The organism is Micromonospora endolithica (assembly GCF_003626595.1).
Lineage (GTDB): Bacteria > Actinomycetota > Actinomycetes > Mycobacteriales > Micromonosporaceae > Micromonospora > Micromonospora endolithica.
In genome coordinates, this window is the sequence record NZ_RBAK01000004.1 from 319,533 (window position 1) to 339,266 (window position 19,734).

General features: G+C 74.0%; 14 protein-coding genes. 8 read left to right on the forward strand and 6 right to left on the reverse strand.

Annotated features, from left to right (window positions below):
- Positions 1 to 7: 7 nt before the first annotated feature.
- On the reverse strand, positions 8 to 406 hold the full coding sequence (locus tag D7223_RS13315) for an NUDIX hydrolase (protein ID WP_120728687.1): 399 nt from the start codon (positions 404 to 406) through the stop codon (positions 8 to 10).
- 220 nt (positions 407 to 626) lie between these two features.
- Here D7223_RS13315 and D7223_RS13320 point away from each other — a divergent pair, with 220 nt between their 5' ends.
- On the forward strand, positions 627 to 6,587 hold the full coding sequence (locus D7223_RS13320) for a DUF4011 domain-containing protein (protein ID WP_120728688.1): 5,961 nt from the start codon (positions 627 to 629) through the stop codon (positions 6,585 to 6,587).
- Positions 6,588 to 6,627: 40 nt separating this feature from the next.
- Here the strand turns inward: D7223_RS13320 and D7223_RS13325 are convergent, their stop codons facing one another.
- Positions 6,628 to 7,320: a class I SAM-dependent methyltransferase gene (locus D7223_RS13325; protein WP_238161902.1), complete on the reverse strand. Its 693-nt coding sequence runs from the start codon at positions 7,318 to 7,320 to the stop codon at positions 6,628 to 6,630.
- Positions 7,321 to 7,429: 109 nt separating this feature from the next.
- Here D7223_RS13325 and D7223_RS13330 point away from each other — a divergent pair, with 109 nt between their 5' ends.
- Together D7223_RS13330 and D7223_RS13335 are read left to right on the forward strand one after the other, a co-directional pair.
- Positions 7,430 to 8,107, forward strand: a complete 678-nt coding sequence (locus tag D7223_RS13330; protein ID WP_238161905.1) for a SanA/YdcF family protein — start codon at positions 7,430 to 7,432, stop codon at positions 8,105 to 8,107.
- Between the two features lie 90 nt (positions 8,108 to 8,197).
- Entirely contained in the window at positions 8,198 to 9,061 is an 864-nt protein-coding gene (locus D7223_RS13335; protein WP_120728690.1) for a CPBP family intramembrane glutamic endopeptidase, read from the forward strand.
- Here the strand turns inward: D7223_RS13335 and helR are convergent.
- Positions 9,048 to 11,231 carry an RNA polymerase recycling motor ATPase HelR gene (gene helR / locus D7223_RS13340; RefSeq protein ID WP_120728691.1) on the reverse strand — a complete coding sequence of 728 codons (2,184 nt, stop codon included), beginning with the start codon at positions 11,229 to 11,231 and terminating at the stop codon, positions 9,048 to 9,050. The genes D7223_RS13335 and helR overlap by 14 nt on opposite strands.
- Before the next feature lie 227 nt (positions 11,232 to 11,458).
- Between helR and D7223_RS13345 the strand changes: the two genes are divergently transcribed.
- Positions 11,459 to 11,668: a hypothetical protein gene (locus D7223_RS13345; protein ID WP_238161906.1), complete on the forward strand. Its 210-nt coding sequence runs from the start codon at positions 11,459 to 11,461 to the stop codon at positions 11,666 to 11,668.
- A 45-nt stretch (positions 11,669 to 11,713) separates the two neighbouring features.
- Here the strand turns inward: D7223_RS13345 and D7223_RS13350 are convergent, their stop codons facing one another.
- Complete coding sequence (locus D7223_RS13350) at positions 11,714 to 12,154, reverse strand: DUF6223 family protein (protein WP_120728692.1); 441 nt, start codon at positions 12,152 to 12,154, stop codon at positions 11,714 to 11,716.
- 217 nt (positions 12,155 to 12,371) lie between these two features.
- Here D7223_RS13350 and D7223_RS13355 point away from each other — a divergent pair, with 217 nt between their 5' ends.
- Together D7223_RS13355 and D7223_RS13360 are read left to right on the forward strand one after the other, a co-directional pair.
- Positions 12,372 to 13,484, forward strand: coding sequence for a sensor histidine kinase (locus tag D7223_RS13355; RefSeq protein WP_120728693.1), 1,113 nt, complete (start codon positions 12,372 to 12,374; stop codon positions 13,482 to 13,484).
- Positions 13,481 to 14,146, forward strand: a complete 666-nt coding sequence (locus tag D7223_RS13360; RefSeq protein WP_202864640.1) for a response regulator — start codon at positions 13,481 to 13,483, stop codon at positions 14,144 to 14,146. The genes D7223_RS13355 and D7223_RS13360 overlap by 4 nt, the downstream gene beginning before the upstream one ends.
- 67 nt (positions 14,147 to 14,213) lie before the next feature.
- Here D7223_RS13360 and D7223_RS13365 read toward each other — a convergent pair whose 3' ends face one another.
- The gene (locus tag D7223_RS13365; RefSeq protein WP_147252503.1) at positions 14,214 to 15,263 is read right to left on the reverse strand and encodes a hypothetical protein; all 1,050 of its coding nucleotides are present in this window, start codon (positions 15,261 to 15,263) and stop codon (positions 14,214 to 14,216) included.
- On the opposite strand from D7223_RS13365, the gene D7223_RS13370 reads away from it, so the two are divergent.
- A complete protein-coding gene (locus D7223_RS13370) occupies positions 15,241 to 15,960 on the forward strand; it encodes a hypothetical protein (RefSeq protein ID WP_147252504.1) in 720 nt (239 codons plus the stop codon). The genes D7223_RS13365 and D7223_RS13370 overlap by 23 nt on opposite strands.
- Positions 15,961 to 16,370: 410 nt before the next feature.
- Entirely contained in the window at positions 16,371 to 19,349 is a 2,979-nt protein-coding gene (locus tag D7223_RS13375) for an AfsR/SARP family transcriptional regulator (protein ID WP_158610881.1), read from the forward strand.
- A gap of 10 nt (positions 19,350 to 19,359) precedes the next feature.
- On the opposite strand, the gene D7223_RS13380 is transcribed toward D7223_RS13375, so the two are convergent.
- Positions 19,360 to 19,623: a hypothetical protein gene (locus tag D7223_RS13380; RefSeq protein ID WP_120728697.1), complete on the reverse strand. Its 264-nt coding sequence runs from the start codon at positions 19,621 to 19,623 to the stop codon at positions 19,360 to 19,362.
- Between the last annotated feature and the right edge of the window lie 111 nt (positions 19,624 to 19,734).

The following is a 19,734-nucleotide window of genomic DNA, read 5'->3' on the forward strand; positions in this document are numbered from 1 at the left end:
TCGGGCTTCAGCTGAGGCGGGCCGACTCGTGGAGATGGTCGAAGACGAGCTGGTCGACCGGGGAGACGCGGTCGCGGTCCTGGTAGGTGAGCCAGGCGATCTCCTCGATCTCGTTGTCCGGCTGAAGGGCGCCTCGGTAGTCGGCCGTGTAGCAGGTCATCCGCACCGTCGTACCGTCCGGGTGCCCGTGCGCCTGGGCATGGAAGGTGCCGAGGTGCTCGGCGCTGTCGGCGACGATGGTGACGCTCAGTTCCTCGCGGATCTCCCGGGTGAGGGTGTCGAGGTCGTTCTCGCCGGGTTCGCGCTTACCGCCGGGTATGTAGTAGACGTCCTTGCCGCGGGAGCGGGAACTGAGGATCGACGCGTTCTCCAACCGGATCCAGGCGACCTTGTCGATGACGGTCATGCTCCGCCGCCGATCGGGCTGAAGCCGCGGCCGTCGAGCACGTTGAAGGCGAGGCAGTCGTGCAGCTGGGCGTGACCGTGAACCAGGCGGTACGTCGTCATGGCGCACATCCTGCCCCAGGCGTACGACAACCAAGATCGGCATGCGGGCCAGGGGAGGAACCGCCGGTCGGCTGACCGCTAGGCTGGCCCTTCCTGGCCTCGCCACCTGGAGAAACCCCATGTCCGACAGCGTCTTCGCACAGTTCACCGCCGACGACGACCGCCTCGCCGTCGCGTTGCTCGTGCAGCCGGCGATCAACGCCGCCCTGGTGCACAACCGGGTGCCACTGGTCCGCCACCTCACGCTGGTCAACCGGGGCGTCGAGCCGCTGCCGGACGTGACGGTGACGCTGGAGCTGCGGGGGCCGGACGGCGCACTCGTCGAGCCGTGGACGCGTACCCTCACCGCGCCGCTGCGGCCCGGCGCGAGCACCGGCTGGGACGACTTCCGCGACGTCACGCCCGACCGCGCGCTGCTGTACCGCACCGACGAGGCGTTCCCGGTCGACTACCACCTGACCGTCGAGGCGAACGACAAGCCGTTACGGCTGGTCGCGCCAAGTGCAGTGCTCGCGCACAACGAGTGGTTCAACAGCCCGGCCCTGTACGACAGCCTGGCCGCCTTCGTGCAGCCGAACACCCGGGCGGTCGAGGCGGTCCTGCGGTCGGCGGCGCAGATCCTGCTCGCCCGCACCGGCTCCGGCTCGCTGCAGGGCTACCAGGACGGCTCGGAGCGGGCGGCGCTGATCGCCGGCGCCGTGTACGAGGCGCTGCGCCGGCTGGGCATCACCTACCAGACGTTGCCGGCGTCGTTCGAGAACACCGGCCAGAAGGTCCGCACCACGGCGGCCGTGCTGGACGGGCGGCTCGGCAACTGCCTCGACCTGTCCGTCACGTACGCCGCCTGCCTGGAGGCGGCCGGGCTGCACCCGCTGGTCTTCGTCGGCGAGGGGCACGCCTTCGGCGGCTTCCTGCTGGAGGCGGAGCGGCTCGGCTCCGCCGCGCTGACCGAGAGCAACCTGCTGGTCTCGATGGTCGACTCCGGGCGGGCGGTGCCGGTCGAGCTGACCCGGATCGGACCGGGCGCGCAGACCGCGACGTTCACCGAGGCGGTACGGGTCGGTCTCGGCCACTTCCGGGGCACCGACCGGCGCCCGCGCGGTGTGGTCGACGTACACCTGGCGCACCGTTCCGGGATCCGGCCGCTGCCCTCGGTCGACGAGGTGGCCGTACCCGAACCGGTCGACGCCCCGGCGGCGCCGGCCGCCGCGGCGCCCCTGGACCTTCCGGACGGGATCGCCGCGGCCCGGCTGCGCCGGCTCGCCGACGAGGGTGACGAGGTACCGGACCGGTCCGACGGCGCACCGGCGCGCATCCAGCAGTGGAAGAAGTCGCTGCTCGACCTGAGCCTGCGCAACCCGCTGCTCAACCTGCCCACCCGGGGGCGCGGCCTGGACCTGCACGTGCCGGCCGGGGCGCTGGCCCTGCTCGACGACCTCATCCATGACGGCCGTCAGGTGCAGGTGATCCCGCAGGACGCCATCAGCGGTGTCCACGAACTGGCCGGGGCACGCCGGGCGCAGGACCTCGACCCGGAGATCCTGACCGGTGAGTTGCGCACCGACCGGCGGGTCTACGGCGCGGTCACCGAGGCCCGCTACAAGACGGCCATGCGGGCGTTGCAGCGCGACGCGCGCACGATGGAGCAGGAGACCGGCAGCAACTACCTCTACCTGACCATCGGCACGCTGGTGCACGCCCGCACGACCGGCGGAGAGGCGTACGCGCCGCTGTTCCTGCTGCCGGTGCGGATCGAGGGCGGCAGCGGCCGTCGCCCGTACGCGCTGGTCATCGACGGCACCGAGGTCGCCAGCCCGAACCACTGCCTGGTCGAGTGGCTGCGGGTGAAGCACGGCGTGCGGATTCCCGAGCTGGAGCGGCCGGTCCTCGACGAGCACGGCATCGACGTGGCGAAGACCCTGGCGGCGATCAACACCGGGCTGGTGGACAACCGGCTGGACTACCGGATCGACGAGACCGCCAGCCTGCGACTGCTGCAGTTCTCCACCTTCCAGATGTGGCGGGACCTCACCGACCACTGGCCCCGGTTCATGGAGAACCCGGTCGTCCGGCACCTGGTCGAGTCCTCCGGCGCGACCTTCGACGACCCGGCCCGCCCGGAGCACGAGTCCCGGGTAATGGTCGACGAGGCGGACCTGCACCTGCCGATCCCCGCCGACGGTTCCCAGATGCAGGCGATCGTGATGGCCGAGCGTGGCCAGTCCTTCGTCCTGGAGGGTCCGCCCGGCACCGGCAAGTCGCAGACCATCACCAACATGATCGCGCGGGCGGTCGCCGCCGGCCGCTCGGTGCTGTTCGTCGCCGAGAAGCAGGCCGCCCTGGAGGTGGTCAAGCGCCGCCTCAAGCAGATCGGCCTCGGTCCGTTCGCCCTCGACCTGCACGGGCGCAAGCAGTCCCTCAACGCGATCCGCCAGCAGCTCCGCGACGCCCTCGACCAGTACGACCACGGCGACGACGGCACCTGGACGGCCGTCGAGACGGCCTACCGGACCCGCCTCGCGCCGCTGGCGGAGTACCCGACGCAGGTCCACACCGCCAACCCCGTCGGGATGTCGCTCTGGTCGGCCTACGAGCAGGTTCTCGCGTACGGCGACGGCCCGGTCGCCCCGATCCCGGTGGGCTACCTGCACGCTCCCGCCGAGGTGCGGGCGCGGGTGGAGACGACGCTGCGGGAATTCCCGGCCGCCGCCCGCTCGGCGCGCGTCCGGCCCGGGCATCCCTGGGCGATCAGCGGTTGCCGCACCCTCGACGGGCTGCACGGCGCCGCCGTCACCGAGATCGCCGCCGACCTCGAACACCTCCGGGCCGACCTCGCGGCCCACCCCCGGCTGGTGGAGCTGCTGCGGACGCTGCCGGACCCGGAGACCGTCACCGAGCTGCAGGCCGGCGCCTGGTTCGCCGTACGCGGCATGCTGCCGGACCGGGAGGCGACCCTGCGCGCCGGCGACCGGCGGTGGGACGAGGCGGCGGCCCGACTCCAGGCGGACCTGGCGGCCTTCCGGCAGGGCTTCGCCGGTGAGCTGGCCTCCTTCCGGCCGGAGGCGTTCGCCCTGGCGGAGCTGTCCACCTGGCACGCCGAGGCGCAGGAGGCGGCGAGGAAGCTGTTCGGCAAGCGCAAGCGCCGGCAGTCCGTCCTGGACCGGCTGGCGGTGCACCTAGTCTCCGGCGCGTCCCTCGACGTCGACCGGGTCGAGGTGACCACCGGCCGGCTGGTCGCCGCCCAGGCGCAGGCCGCCGCGCTCCAGCACCAGGCGGCGGCGCTGGGCGGGCTGCGGTTGCCGGGGTGGCAGCCCACCGGCCCGGACGCGCCGCAGCGGCTGGCGGAGGCGGTCGACGCGACCCGGACCGGCCGGACCCTCCTGGCCGGACACCCGCGTGCCTGGGAGCTGTTCCAGGCCGGTGTCACCGACAGCGACGCCGCCGTGCTGGACCGGGTCGCCGCGCGGTGGCGGGCCTGGCGCGGGGTGCTCCGTTCGACGGCACCCGAGTTGGCGTTGTGGGCGGGGGACACGCACTGGGTCGACGCCTGGCAGCGCGACGGCGCCACCTGGCTGCACGAGCTGCGGACCGAGGAGCTGTTCCCGCTGCGCCGCTGGGCGACCGTCCTGACCCACGCCGACGTGCTCACCTCGGCCGGCCTCACCGACTACCGCGACCAGCTGCTGCGCGCCGAGGTGAACGCGCAGCTCGCCGAGGAGGCCTACCGCCGGGGAGTCGCGGCGGCGTCGCTGGCCGAGCGGGTCCGGGCCGGCGGCCTGCAGTACTTCGACCCGGAGCTGCACGACGACGAGATCGTCCAGTTCGAGGCCGCCGCCGGTGAGCTGCGATCCGCCCTCCCGACGCGGTTGCCGGCGGTCCTGGTCGGTCGCCGCCCGTTCAGCCCGACCGACCGGCGCGGCCGCTTCGCCGACTTCGCCGCGGAGCTGCGCCGCAAACGGGGCGGCCGGTCGTTCCGTGAGCTGTTCGCGCAGTACCCCGACGTGGTGCTGGCACTGACCCCCTGCGTGCTGGTCAGTCCCGCCTCGGCGGCGAACTTCCTGGCACCCGGAAGCCGGCGGTTCGACCTGGTCATCTTCGACGAGGCGTCGCAGATCCGGGTCGCCGAGGCCGTCGGTGCGATGGGCCGGGGCAGCGCCGTGGTGGTGGTCGGCGACTCCCGGCAGATGCCACCGTCGAGCATCATGCAGGCCAGCCACGCCACCGACGACGTGCCGGACGACACCGGTCCGGTGCCGGAGGACCTGGAGAGCATCCTCGGCGAGGCGGTCGAGTCGGGACTGCCGCAGCGCTGGCTGTCGTGGCACTACCGCAGCCACGACGAGTCACTCATCGCCTTCTCGAACCGCTACTACTACGACAGCAAGCTCTCCAGCCTCCCGTCGCCCGGCGCCGGCGACACCGCCGGCATCACCTGGCACCGCGTCGACGGCCAGTACGACCGGGGCGGCGCGCGGACCAACGAGGTCGAGGCGCGGGCGATCCTCGCCGACATCACCCGGCGCCTGCACGACCCGGCCACCGCGGGCCAGTCCATCGGCGTGGTCACCTTCAACATCCAGCAGCGCGACCTCATCCTCAACCTGCTCGAGGACGACGCCGACCCGATCCTGCGGGAGCACCTGTCCGGGGCGGTCGCCGAGCCGGTCTTCGTCAAGAACCTGGAGAACGTGCAGGGCGACGAGCGTGACGTGGTCCTGTTCTCGCTGGCGTTCTCCACCAACCCGGACACCGGCCAGCTCCCGCTGAACTTCGGTCCGCTCAGCCAGGCCGGCGGGGAGCGGCGGCTCAACGTGGCCATCACCCGGGCGCGCCGGCAGGTCGTCCTCTACTCCTCCTTCGACCCGTCGGACATCGACCTCTCCCGTACCTCCGCCCTGGGCACCCAGCACCTGCGGGCGTACTGCGAGATGGCCGCCACCGGCGCGGACCGCCTGGGTGACCTGGCGACCGACCGCACCGAGCGGCGCAGCCGGATCCGCGACGAGGTCGCGGCGGCGCTGCGCTCCCGCGGACACGAGGTACGCACCTCCCACGGCCTGTCCGACTTCACCGTCGACATCGCGGTGCGCGCGCCCGGGTCCCCCCGATGGCAGGTGGCGGTCATGCTGGACGGTCCGGAGTGGAGCGTCCGCCCCACGGTGGCCGACCGGGACTCGGCGCCCGCGCTGCTGCGTACCGTGATGGGATGGCCGGAGGTCGTGCGGTTCTGGCTCCCGGCCTGGGTGCACGACCGGTCCGCGCTGCTCGACCGGGTCGACGCGGCGGTCGCCCGGACCGGGCCGGGCGCGACCGGCGAGCCCGCACCGGCGGAGGTCGCCGGCGCGGTCGGCCTGCCGCAGCCGCGCTCCGGGGCGGACGACACCGGGCCGCCACCCGCACCGGCGGCGGACGACGTGACCGGCGACGACCCGACACCGGCCCCGGTGACGGCTTTCGCGGGGCCCGCGCCGGTCGCCGTGGCCGCCGCGCCGCCGGCGTCCGGCGCGATCACGGTGAGCCCGTTCGTCCCGTACGTCCCGACGCCGCTCGGTGACCAGGCAGACCTCGAGGTGTTCGGCACCGACCAGCGGGTCCGCGGTCTCGTGCGGGACGCGCTCCGCGAGATCATCGAGGCGGAGGGGCCCGTCGAGCAGCACCGGCTCGCCCGCCTGGCCCTCGCCCGGTTCGGCTTCCTGCGCACCCGCGAGGACCGCCGGTTGGCCGTGCTCGCGCTCGTCGACTCCCGGCGGCTGCACGACCATCCCGCGGTGGGTCGGTACGCCTGGCCGGACGGCACCGATCCGCGGACGTACCGCGCGTACCGGGTCACCCAGGTCAGCAACGACCGGGCGTTCGAGGAGGTGCCGCCCGAGGAGGTGGCGAACGCCTTCGCGCACGTGCTGCAGGGCGTGCCGCACCTGGCGGAGGAACGGCTGCTGCGCGCCGGGCTGGAACGGCTCGGCTACCGTCGCCGCACCGACAAAATCGACAAGCTTCTCCGGTACGGACTGCACGTCGCCCTCACCAGCGGCCGTCTTCGCCACGACCGGGAGGGACGCCTCACCCTGGGCGAACGGTGAGGCCCTCGGCGCGGCCGCCAGGATCCTCCTCCCGGGTGGGTCAGGCCGTCTCCGGTCGGGTCGCATCCCGGGCGCTGGCCAGCAGGAACGCCTGGTCGTCGCGCTCGCTGCCCCGGGGCCGTCGCACCAGGCGGCACATCTCCCGCAGGCCGGCGGCCGCCAACCGGGCGGCGACCTGGTCGGCGGTGTAGAGGTGCCGCTCCAGCTGGATCTCCAGGCCGAACCGCCGCCGGTACGCCGCGGACACGTCGCGGGTGCCGTCGCCGGACTGGAATCCGACCAGCAGGTAGCCGCCCGGGCGGAGGACCCGGGCGGCCTCCGCGAAGACGCGCGCCTGGCCGGCGGGAGGCGTGTGGATGGTCGAGTACCACAGCAGCACGCCGGTGAACTGGTCGTCCCGGAACGGCAGATCGGTCAGCGAGCCCACGGTGAAGAGCAGGTCGGGGTGGTCCCGCCGGGCCCGGGCGACCATGCCCGGGGACAGGTCGACGCCCCGCACCAGACAGCCGCGTTCGGTGAGGTGGCGGCTCATCCGGCCCGCCCCACACCCGGCGTCGAGGACCCGCGCGTCCCCACCCGACGTCACCACGGCGGCGAAGGCGTCGAGCATGGCGAGGTCCAGTGGGGCCTCGGCCCGGGTGTCCGGCAGATGCGCGGCGTAGTCCTCGGCCACCGTGTCGTAGGCGCGCCGCACGCCCCGCACGTCGAGCGGATCAGCGGGTGGGGAAGTCACGGGCCGCATCATCGCACCGATGGCCCGGCGCCTGCCGGCCGGTGGACACCACGTCCCCGCCGGCGCCGTTACGATCATGGCCGCAACGGCGGCGGGAGAGGACGGCCAGGTGGGCTTCAGGGTTCCCGGGGGGCGCCGGACCGCGCGACGTCTCGCCGTCGCCGGTGCCGCCGCGCTGCTGGTCGTCAGCGGCCCGTGGCTGTGGACGACGATCGCCGCGTCCGGTCACCTGCACGAGGTGTCCGACGCGCCCGCCGCGGACGTGGTGATCGTCCTGGGTACCGAGGTGGCGGCGGACCGCCGGGAACCGGGGACGCGGCTGGCCGGCCGGCTGCGGACCGCCGCCGAACTCGTGCACGCCGGGAAGGCCCGGGTGGTCCTGGTCTCCGGCGACGGCGGTGGTGCCTCCGGCGACGAGCCGTCGGTGATGACCAGCTACCTGACCGAGCGGCTGGGTGTCGACCGTGGTCGTGTCGTGGCGGATCCGTCCGGGCTGGACACCTACGACAGCTGCGCCCGCGCCCGCGACGTGTACGGGGTCACCCGAGCGCTGATCGTCACCCAGTCGTACCACCTGGCCCGCGCGGTGACCCTCTGCCGGCACCTCGGCGTCGACGCCGACGGCGTGGCCGCCGACTGCGACGGCTGCGCCGCGACGCTGCTCGCCGAGAAGGCCGTCCGGGACTACTTCGCCAGCGGCAAGGCGGCCTGGGACGCGGTGCGGGACCGCCCGCCCGCGGTCGTCTCGCCGCCGGACCCCGCCGTCCAGGACGCTCTGCGGGGTTAGCGCCCACGCGGGCCTTCGCGGTCGCTCCGTCCGGGGCCCGGCGCTGGCAGGGCGCTCGGGGCCTTGGGCCCGGCACCTACAGTGGTCGACGTGACCGGTCCGGCGACCACGACCGACTCCCGCCCCGCCCCGCGATGGCGGGTCCTGGTCGTGTTCGCCGCCACCGTCCTGCTCTGGCTGTTCCTCTACCAGGTCGTGCCGCCCGGTGCGGAATACGACCGCCTCACCCACGCCGCCCGGGCGGTCCTGACGACCGCTCTCGTCGTCCCCCTCGTGGTGGTGGCCCGCCGGCTGCTCGACCGTCGCCCCTGGGCCGGCCTCGGACTGCCCTCGCTACGTGCCGGCGGGCGGCGCCTGCTGCTCGGCATGGCCTGCTGGCTCGTCCCCGCCGCCGTCGGGTTCGCGCTCTGTCTCGGCGTCGGCTGGGTGGAGATCAGCCTGCGGGCCTCCGCCATGGACGCCCTCCGGACGGCGGCGCTCCTGGTCGTGCTGGTCCTGCTCTACGAGGCGTTGCCGGAGGAACTCGTCTTCCGCGGCTACCTCCAACGCAGTCTCGCCACCGTCCTGCCGGCCTGGCAGGCGGTCCTCGGTCAGGCCGGACTGTTCACCCTGTTCGGGTTCCTGGTCGGCGCGGCCACCTCGCTCGACCGGCTCCCCATCTTCTTCCTCTTCGCGCTGCTGCTCGGTGGCTTCCGCGTCGCCACCGGCGACATCTGGGCGGGCATCGGATTCCACCTCGCCTTCCAGACCGTCGCCCAGTTGTTCCTGGGCGCGGGGGCCGCGTTCGAGGTGACCGGACGTGGCGTTCTGGAGATCGTCGTCCTGGGCGTGCTGCCGTTCTCACTCGGCTGGATGGCCGTGGAGCGTCTGTACCGGGATCGGCTGGACTGGCAGGCGCGCGAACCGGACCCGCCTTCACGGGGGGAGGGGAGGGAGCCGGTCAGCGCCCGGTGAGGACGACGAGCTGTTGGGTCGCCCGGGTCATCGCCACGTAGCGGTCGACCGCCGCCTCGATGCCGTCACCGAACGCCTCCGGGTCGACGAGGACGACCAGGTCGAACTCCAGCCCCTTGGCCAGCTCCGGCGTCGACGACCGGACGCGGGACGATCCAGCGAACGCGGGATCGCCGATGACGCAGGCGATCCCGTCGGGATGCGCCGCGAGCCAGGTGTCGAGGATCGAGTCCCGATCACGAACCGAGCCGTGTACGACGGGCAGGCCGGTGCCACGGATGGAGGTCGGCACGTTGGCGTCGGGGAGCACGGCCCGGATGACCGGCTCGGCCTCGGTCATGATCTCGGCCGGCGTCCGGTAGTTGACGGTCAGCGAGGCCAGCTCGACCCGACCGAGACCGACCCGTTCGAGGCGTTCCTGCCAGGACTCGGTGAACCCGTGCCGGGCCTGGGCGCGGTCCCCGACGACGGTGAAACTCCGGGACGGACAGCGGAGCAGGAGCATCTGCCACTCGGCGTCGGTCAGCTCCTGAGCCTCGTCCACGACGACGTGCGCGAACGGGCCGGCGAGCGGGTCCGGGTCGGTGCCGGGCAGCACGGCCTCGTCGACCAGGGCGTCCTGGAGGTCGAGTTGGCGCAGGCTCGCCAGCACACCCTGGCCGTCGTCGAAGGTGTGGGCCTCGATCAGTTCGCCGACCACGGTGGCCATCCGCTCGCGTTCGGCGGCCAGCGCGGCGTCGTGCCGGCGTCGGCGGCGGGACGCCTCCGGATCGCCGAGCCGCTGTCGTGCCGCGTCCAGCAACGGCAGGTCGGACACCGTCCAGGCGCGGGCGTCCGGGCGCTGCAACAACCGGATCTCGTCGGGATCGAGCCAGGGGGCGCACCGGCGCAGGTAGGCGGGTACCGACCACAGGTCACCGACGAGATCGACCGCCTCGACCAGCGGCCAGGCGCGGTGCAGGGCGGTACGCAACTCCTCGTTCGCCGACAGCGACCGGCGCAGGAGATCCACCGGCTCGTCGCCGTCGTACTTGTCCAGCAGGATGGTGAGCAGCTCCGCCCAGATCTGGTCGCGCGCCTCGTTGTGCGGGACACCGGGGTCCGGCGCCTCGAACGCCCGGGCCCAGTCGTCGGCACCGAGCCAGATCTCGGACCAGTCGGTCGCGACCGCCATCCCCTTGCCGGGCGGCTCCTCGTAGAAGCGGACGGCGGTCTCGATCGCCGCCACCAGGTCCGCCGACGCCTTCAACCTCGCCACCCTCGGGTCGGTCTCGACGCCGGCGGTGGCTCCCTCGGCGACGAGGTCCCGCAGGGTGCAGATCTGCACCTCGTCCTCGCCGAGGCTGGGCAGTACGTCGCCGACGTAGGCCAGGTACGGCTGGTGCGGGCCGACGAACAGGACGCCGCCCCGGTGGTGACGCAGGCGGGGGTCGGAGTAGAGCAGGTAGGCGGTGCGGTGCAGCGCGACGACGGTCTTCCCGGTGCCCGGACCGCCGTCGACGACGAGAGCGCCGTGGGAACCCGCGCGGATGATGGCGTCCTGGTCGGCCTGGATGGTGGCGAGCACGTCCCGCATCCGGGCCGAACGGTTGCCACCCAGGCTGGCGATGAAGGCGGACTGGTCGTCGAGCGCGGCGTGTCCCTCGAACCCGTCGGCGGTGAACACCTCGTCCCAGTAGTCGGTGATCCGGCCCCGGGTCCAGCGGTACCGGCGGCGACGCACCAGGCCCATCGGGTCGGCGTGGGTCGCCCCGAAGAACGGCTCGGCCGCGGGGGAGCGCCAGTCCACCAGCAGCCGGCGGCCCGCGCCGTCGGTGAGGCCCTGCCGCCCGACGTACACCGGCTCCGTGTCGTCGACGCCGACCATGTGTCCGAGGCACAGGTCCAGGCCGAAGCGGCCCAGCGTGCGCAGCCGGGTGGTCAGCCGGCGGACCTCCTGGTCCCGGTCCACCGCCTGCCGGCCCCCGCCGCCGGGTGCTCGGCGGGCGGCTTCGAGGCGGCCGGACAGCTCGGCGGACAGCCGGCCGAGGCTCTCCGCCATGGCCGCGAAATGCCGCCGGTCACCGGCGATCAGTGCCGGATCGGCCTTCGGGGCGAGGTGGTCGGGAAGGTGGAACACGTCGTTGTCGGTCGGTGGATTCCACCCGCCGAGTTCGCGTCGATCTCGCATTTATGACTTCCGTTTCCGCAGGTGTCGGGGCTCGGCCGACGATTTTGCGGCACGACCGGGGTCTTGCCGCAAGCCCCCCGGTGCGATATACGTTAGGAGTGGAAGGGGATGCGTCATTCCCCTTCCTTTTCTGTTTCGTCCGTTGATTGGACGAAGATGCCCGGTGAAGCCGTGCCGCGTCGAGCGGCGGCCCCGCCGGGTTCGTCGCCGTTCTGGACGCGCGGACGGTGGCGATACCGGACGCGACCGACGACAGGCGTCTGAACTGCCCCAAGGCGCTGCTGCGCGGCGGGGCCTGGAAGCCGGAGCAGTGGCTGCCGGCGGACGCCCAGCCGACCTCGGCCGAGGTGACGCTGGCCCAGCTACGGATGCCGGAGCTGACGATCGCCGACATCGAGCAGGCGGAGGCGGACGCGCTCAGGTACCGCTACGAATGACCGGCCGCACGGCGCTGGTGCCAGCGCCGTGCGTCGCCCGGGGCGTCACCCGGCGCGGCGGGACCGGTTCAGGGCCAGTCCACCCAGGAGGACGGCGACCGACCCCACCACCAGGGCCACGTACCCCCCGCCCCGCCCGTTGCCGGTGCCGACGCCGCTGTCGGAGGTGGCCACCACCACCCCACCGAGGACCACGCCGGCCAGTCCCGCCGCCAGGGCGACGGTCGCGCCGAGCCGACCCCCGGCGGTGCCGAAGCGACCGGCGGGCCGGGCCAGCGCCAGCCCGCCGATGATCAGACCGATCAGCCCCAGCACGGCGGCGACGCTCGCCCCGAGGCGTCCGGCGCTCATCGCGAGGGCATCGGCGGCGACCGGTGCGGACGGGAGGTGCGCGGCGGCCGGCGTGGCCGGCCCGAACCCCCCGAGCGGTGCGGCCGCGGTGGCAAGGACCAGGCGGACCGGCTTCGGTGCGCTGAACGAACTCATGTCCCGCTCCTTCGTCGTACGTCTGCTGATGTCCCTGATCATGTCGCCGGGCCCGCCGCCGGTCGTCCCGCCGACGGACGCACTTCGGGCTGCCGCCGGCGGCGCAGCCGACTGCCGCGGACGCCGCAGGCGCCGCGCGGATACCGCACCCGCGGTAGTCGGACCCTCGCCCGCGCGCAGGATCCGCCCGGGGACGTCCGGCGGCTAGGGTGCGCACATGAGGGCGGGACGAGCCGGTGTCACCGACTGGGCGACCGCCGTCGGCGTGGCGGCGGTGCTGGTGGTCGCCGGGCTGTCCGCGGACCACCCCGGCGCCGGCCCGCTCGGCTACCCGCTGCTGGCCGCCGGCGGCCTGGCCCTGGCCGCGCGACGCCGGGCTCCGATTCCCGTCCTGGCCGTCACCGGGGCGTGCGCGGTGGGCTACCAGGCGGTCGGCTTCGAGGTGCCCGCCGTGGCGTTCCTGTTCGCCGTGTACACCGCCGTGCGGGCCGGCCACCGGGTCGTCACGGTCGCGGCGGCGGTGACCATGCTGGCCGCCCTCCCGCTCGCCGCCCTCGCCCCGCCGGCGGACCTGCCGGTGGGCGAGGCGCTCGCCCGGGCCCGGGGTGTGCTCGAACTGGCCTGGCTGGTCGCCGCCGGCGCCGCGGGCGAGGCGCTGCGGCAGGCCGAGCGGCGGGCGGACGAGGCCGAGCGCACCAGGGAGGAGACCGCGCGACGCCGCGCCGACGAGGAACGGCTGCGCATCGCGCGGGAGCTGCACGACTCGCTCACCCACCAGATCTCCATCATCAAGGTGCAGGCCGAGGTCGCCGTCCACCTGGCTCGCAAGCGTGGCGAACCGGTGCCGGAGGCGCTGCTGGCGATCCGGGAGGCCGGCCGCGAGGCGACCCGGGAACTGCGGGCGACCCTGGAGGCGCTGCGCGATGACGACCGCGCGTCCCCGCCGCACGGGCTCGACCATCTCCCGGAACTGGTGGACCGGGCCCGCACGGCCGGCCTGGACGCGACGCTGACGATCGCCGGAGAACGCCACGACGTGCCGGCCGCGGTGCAGCGGACCGCCTACCGGATCGTGCAGGAGTCACTCACCAACGTCGCCCGGCACGCCGCCGCCGCCACCGCCTCGGTCCGGATCGACTACCGCCCGGACGCGCTGGCGATCCGGGTCGACGACGACGGCCGGGCCGCACCGGAGGCCGCCCCGGTGCCCGGTGTCGGACTGCTCGGCATGCGGGAACGGGTCACCGCCCTCGGCGGTCGCCTGCGCGCCGAACCACGCGACGAGGGCGGCTTCACCGTCCACGCCGAACTGCCCCTGGGCCGGCCGTGACGATCCGCGTCCTGCTGGTGGACGACCAGCCCCTGCTGCGCAGCGGGTTCCGCGCGCTGCTGGACGGCGAGGACGACATCGAGGTGGTGGCGGAGGCCGCCGACGGCGCGCGGGGTCTGGCGCTGGCCCGGGAACACCTGCCCGACGTGGCGCTCGTCGACATCCAGATGCCGGTCATGGACGGCATCGAGGCGACCCGACGGATCGCCGCGGATCCGAGCCTGGCCGGGGTGCGCGTCGTCATCCTGACCAACTACGGCCTCGACGAACACGTGCTGCACGCGCTGCGCGCCGGCGCCGCCGGGTTCCTCGTCAAGGACATCGAGCCGGAGGACTTCCTGCACGCGGTACGGGTCGCCGCGCGCGGCGACGCCCTGCTCGCCCCGTCGATCACCCGCAGGTTGATCGAACGGTACGTCGCCGAGCCGCCGCTCCCGGACGCCCGCACGGCCCTGGCCGGGCTGACCAACCGGGAGCGGCAGGCCGTCGCCCTGGTCGCCCGGGGCATGTCCAACGACGAGATCGCCGATCGGATGGTGATCAGCGCGCTGACCGCGAAGACCCACGTCAACCGGGCGATGGCCAAGCTCCATGCCCGCGACCGGGCCCAGCTCGTGGTGCTCGCCTATGAGTCCGGCCTGGTGTCCCCGCGCGGGCTATGACCGGTCCGGGTTGTGCGGGGACCCCCCACCGGCACGGTGCGGGGCCCCCGGGTTCGCGGGTCGGAGGTCAGCCGAACACGTTGTCGAGTACCGCGGCCAGCTTCCGGTGACCCGGCTCGTTGGGGTGCGGACAGCCGCCGAGGCCGGTCTGCTGGATGTCGCCGGGGCCGAGTGCCGGCGGCGGCGCGAACCGCACCCGGTCGTGGCGGGGCAGTCCGGCGAGGATCACCGCGTTGATCTCCTGTGTCCACCGCTGGACGGTCGCCTTCCAGCCCGGATCGTCGATCAGGTCCCGCACGTCGGAGGGGATCTGTCCGGGCAGGAGGCCCAGTACCTCCTTGTCGAGGGCCGCGCGGTACGTCTCGGCGAACATTCCGATGTCGAACCCGGCCCGGCTGATGTCGTAGTAGCCCATCCACACCACCTTGTCCGCGCCGGCGTCGAGCACCTGCTCGACGATGCTCTCCACGTCGGCCTTGATGGCGGCGTAGTGGGCCGGCCCGTCGTACGCCTTGATCTCGATCCGGCGGTGCACGTAGCGGATGCCGCTGCGGTCACCCTCGATCCGGACGTCGCAGGAGCCGCCGTTGATGACGTTGGGCTTCGTGGTCACCTTGCCCGCGAGGTCGTACCACTCCGTGATCGCCTTGAACAGCTGGCCGTGTTGGTCGAAGTACCGCTGCACCAGATCCTTGTAGTGGTCCGCGGTGCCGCACTTCGCGATGCCGGTGAGCACCTCGGTCCAGTTGGTGTTGTTGACCCCGCCGGTGGTCACGAAGTAGGCGGCCTTGCGGTCGGCCTTGGCCTGGCGGATCGCGCGGTCGGCCAGGTCGATGGGCGGGGAGTTGCGCGCCCACGGGTTCCTGCAGGCGTCCGCGTGGCCCGGACCCGCGCCGCGGATCTCTCCGGTGCCCATGCCGGTACGGGCGAAGTTGAAGTACTCCGTGACGTTGCGGTTGTGGTTGGCGACGTACTTGCCGGCGTAGCTGAAGATCATGTCGTTGCCGGGCAGCTTGGGCACCCGGAAGTCGGCGGAGGTGTTCCCCACGCAGTTGCCCACCGGGTACGCGTGGCTGAGCTGGAGGTGGGCGGAGGTGACCGAGTCACCGGTGGCCACCAGCACGACCGGCTTGGCGGGGTTGCGCCCCGAGGGGCAGAACCGGTCCTTGCGCGCGTCGGTCAGCTCCTCGTCGCCGGCCTTCGTCGGGCAGGGCGGTCCGACCGTCGGGCTGGGCGGCGGGTTCGGCGGACCGGTCGGCGGGTCGGTGGGCGGGTCGGTGGGCGGGTCGGTCGGCGCGGTGGGAGATTCGGAGGGCGACTCGCTCGGGCTGCTGCTCGGGGATCCGCTCGGGCTGGTGGAGGGGGACCCGCTCGGGCTGCCCGAAGGTGAGCCGCTCGGGCTGCCGGACGGTGAGCCGCTCGGGCTGCTCGTCGGCGACCCGCTCGGGCTGGCCGTCGGCGACCCGCTCGGGCTGGTCGACGGCGACGTGCTGGGACTGCTCGTCGGTGAGCCGCTCGGGCTGCCCGACGGTGACCCGCTCGCGCTGGTCGACGGTGACGCGGTGGAACTGGCCGACGGCGACCCGCTCGGGCCGCCGGTGGGGCTGGGGCAGGGGGTCGGACTGCCGCTGGGTGATCGACTCGGGCTCCCGGTGGGCGCCGGGCTGTCGCTGGTCGCGACGGCCGTCGGGGCCACCGTGGCGATCGCGGCGGCCCGGGCCGCTTCGCCGGTGTCGGCCCGGTCCGGCCGCGGCGTGGCCGGGGTGCCGCCGGCCGTCGGTGTCGCGGTGGGGCAGTCCTGCGCGTCCGCATAGTCCTGCGCCAACGCGTTGCGCACGTCGGCGGGCAGTGGTGCCCCCTCCGGAACGCAGGGGTCGAACGTCCACCGGGTGAGCACCCCCCGGTAGTCGATGTCGCGGGTACAGGTGCCCGGGTCGTCGCCGGGCCCCGCCGCCACCGGCCGGACGGTCAGCGGATCGGCGGGCGTGACGGTCACATTGATGCCGACCATCAGGGTGAGCGTGGCCAGGGCCGCCAGGATCCCGGTCATGGCACCCCATGCTCTTCCGCTGCCGCGGAACGTGGATCTCATGGGCTGGCGTCTCCTTCCGAGGAGCTGCTGGATGGCGAGGCGAGCGGTTCTGGTGATCCCTCCGCCTCGCCGCGGACGCTAGCCAGGGGTGATAATTCGTCGATGAAACCGCGGTGAAGCGGGGGGACTGTGGTGCGGATACAGGCGCTGGGACCGCTCCGGATCTGGGACGGCGCGCGGTGGGCGTCGATCGCGGCGCCGCACCAACGCATCGTGCTGGCGGTACTGCTGGCCGACGCCGGACGACCGGTGCCCAGGGACCGGCTGATCCACGAGATCTGGGGTGAACGGCCGACCCGGACCGCGGCCACCGCCGTCAACGGTTACGTCATGCGCCTGCGCCGGTCGTTGCGCGCCGGCGACGCCGGCGACGTGGTCAGCCGCGCCGCCGGTTACGAGCTGGCGACCGCCGAGGACGCGGTCGACATCCAGGTCTTCGAGCGGATGGTGCGCACCGGCAAGCGGTACGTCGCCGAGGGCCGGATGGCCGACGCGGCGCGCCAGTTGTCCGGTGCCCTGGCGCTGTGGCGCGGCGCGGCCCTCGCGGACGTGCCGGCCACGCTCACCGTGTCCGCCGAGGTGGCCCGGGTCGAGCAGTTGCGCCTCACGGCCCGTGAGGAACACTTCGGCGCACGGCTGGAGCTGGGTCAGCACGCCGAGATCGTGGACGAGTTGGCCGCGCTCACGCGTGAGCATCCACTGCGCGAGCGACTCTGCCGCTACCTGATGATCTCGCTGTACCGGTGCGGACGGCGGGCGGAGGCGCTCGACGCGTACCGGCGGGTCCGGGGGGTGCTCGTCGCGGAGACCGGCATCGAGCCCGGTCCGGAACTGCGAGGCCTGGAGCACGCCGTGCTCACCGACGACCGTACGCTGGCCGCGCCCGCCGTCGCGCCGGTGATCCCGGCGCAGCTGCCGGCCGCGGTCGCCGACTTCGCCGGCCGCCACGACCTGCTCGCGAGCCTGGACTCCCTCGCGCGGCAGCGGCCCGCGCCGCCGGTGGTCGTCGCGGGTCTGGCCGGGGTCGGCAAGACGGCCCTCGCGGTGCACTGGGGACAGTCGGTACGCGACCGGTTCCCCGACGGTCAGCTCTACCTCGACCTGCGCGGGAGTTCACCCCGTCCGCCGGTCGCGCCGATGGAGGCACTCGCGCACTTCCTGCACGCCCTCGGCGTGCGGGCCGAGGAGATCCCGGCCGGGCTGGACGAGGCGGTCGGCCTGTACCGGAGCGTGACCGCCGTCCGGCGGATCCTCGTCGTGCTGGACAACGCGGAGCGACCCGACCAGGTCCGCCCGCTGCTGCCGGGCGGGCCGGGCTGCATGGTCCTGGTGACCAGCCGCGAGCAGCAGCGTGGGTTGACCGCCCGGGAGGGCGCCGTGGGACTCCACCTGGGGGTGCTGCCGCCGGACGAGGCCGCCCACCTGCTGCGGACGCTGCTACCCGGTGCGGCCGACGAGGACGCGGCGGAACTGGCCCGGCTCTGCGGTCACCTGCCCCTGGCACTGCGCATCGCCGCCGCCAACCTGCGCGCCGAGCTGACTCCGATCAGTCAGTACAACCGGCGGCTCGCCGCCGGGGACCGGTTGGCGGCGCTCGGTGTGCCCGGCGACGCCACCACCGGCACCGTCACCGCCTTCGACCTCTCCTACCAGGCACACTCGCCGGCCGCCCGCCGGTTGTTCCGGCTGCTGGGCGTCGCACCGGGGGACACGGTGACCGCACCGGCGGCGGCGGCCCTCGCCGACGTGCCGGTGGCCCAGGCCGAGGTCCTGCTCGACACCATCGCCCGGGCCCATCTGCTGGAGCGGGCCGGCCCCGGCCGCTACCGCTGGCACGACCTGGTCCGCCTCTATGCCCGACGTCGCTGCCTCGCCGAGGACACCGACCGGGAGGTGGCGATCGACCGGCTCCACCACCATTACCTGTCCACCATGGACGCGGCCGCCGGTCTGCTCTATCCGCACGTGGTACGGCTGGACCTGCCCGCGACGGTCGACGCCGCGCACCGGGTCGGGTTCGACGACCCGGCCGACGCGTCCGACTGGGTGGCGGCCGAACAGGACAACATGATCGCGGCGATCCTGGCGGCCGGACCCCGGCACCGCGAGGCGGCCTGGCGGCTGGCCGACCAGCTGCGCTGGCACCTCGACTTCACCGCCCCGTCGGCGGAGTGGCTGCCGGTCACCGAGGCCGCGCTCGGGCACGCCCGGGCGGACGCGCACCCGCTCGGGCAGGCCGCCGCGCACCTGGGCCGGGCGACGGTCCTGCTGGCCACCAGCCGATACCCGGAGGCGTTGGAGGACTTCCAGCGGGCGCTCGGGTTCGCCCGGGACGCCGGGTGGGTCGAGGGCCAGACCTGCGCGTTGAGCAACCTGGCCCACGTCTCGTTCGAGACCGGCCGGTTGGACCTGGCCGCCCGGCACAGCCTGGAGGCACTGGAGCTGGACACCCGGATCGGCCGGACCGCCGGCCAGCTCGCCCGGCTGGCCAACCTCGGCAACATCCGCCTCCAGCAGGGCCGACTGGCCGAGGCCATCGCGTACTGCGAGCGGGTCGTCGCGCTGGAGAGCACGATCGGCGAGTGGCAGGGGCAGGGCACCGCCCACGGCTGCCTGGGGGAGGCCCATCTGCTGCTCGGACGCCACGAGGAGGCACTGACCTACCTCTCGGTGGCGTTGGCCACCCACCGCCGGGCCGGGGCGCGCAGCTGCGAGGCGGACACCCTGCGCCTGCTGGCCTCCGTGCGCGCGGCGACCGGTCACGTCGAGGAGGCCCAGGGCCTGGCCACCGAGGCGTTACGGATAACCCGCGAGGTCGGTGACCGCTGGGTCGAGGCCCAGGTCCTGATCGCCCAGGCCGACCTGGACCTGCGTACCGGCGACGCCGACCTCGCCGTCGCGCACCTGCGGCAGGTCCTCGCGCAGTCCCGTGGGGACGGCGACCGGCACACCGAGGCGCAGGCGCTGATCGGCCTGGCGCGGGCCCACCGGCTGCGCGGCGTCGCCGGGACGACCGAGTCCCGGGCTTACGCGGTGCAGGCGACCGGCGTCTGCCGGGAGTTCGGTTACGACCTGTTGGAGCGCAACGCCTCGGCGCTGGCCGGGTCCTGAGGTGTCGACGTCACCTGCGGTCGTCGTCCCGGGTGGGGATCTGCTGACGCTGCTCCAGCGCGTCCGCCGGGTTGGCGTCGGCCGGCAACGACGTCACGTCCTCCAGCGTGCTCGCCGGTAGGGAGCCCTGCTCGGCCAGGTCGGCCTCGGACGCCTCCGCGTCGACGTCGCCCGACATCCGGTCCGGTGGCCCGTCGTCGATGGCGTCCTGCCGCTGCTCCACGGCGTCGGCCTCCGGCGGCCGGCGCAGCGGGTCGTCCTGGTAGGTGCTCACGAGGGGCCTCCTGCCCGGTGGCGTCCAGCACGCCACCCGGCCGCTGCCTACCCGCTGTCGCCCCGCGCACGCCTGGCCGCGGGCGGGGCGAGCGTACCGAGACCCGTCGAT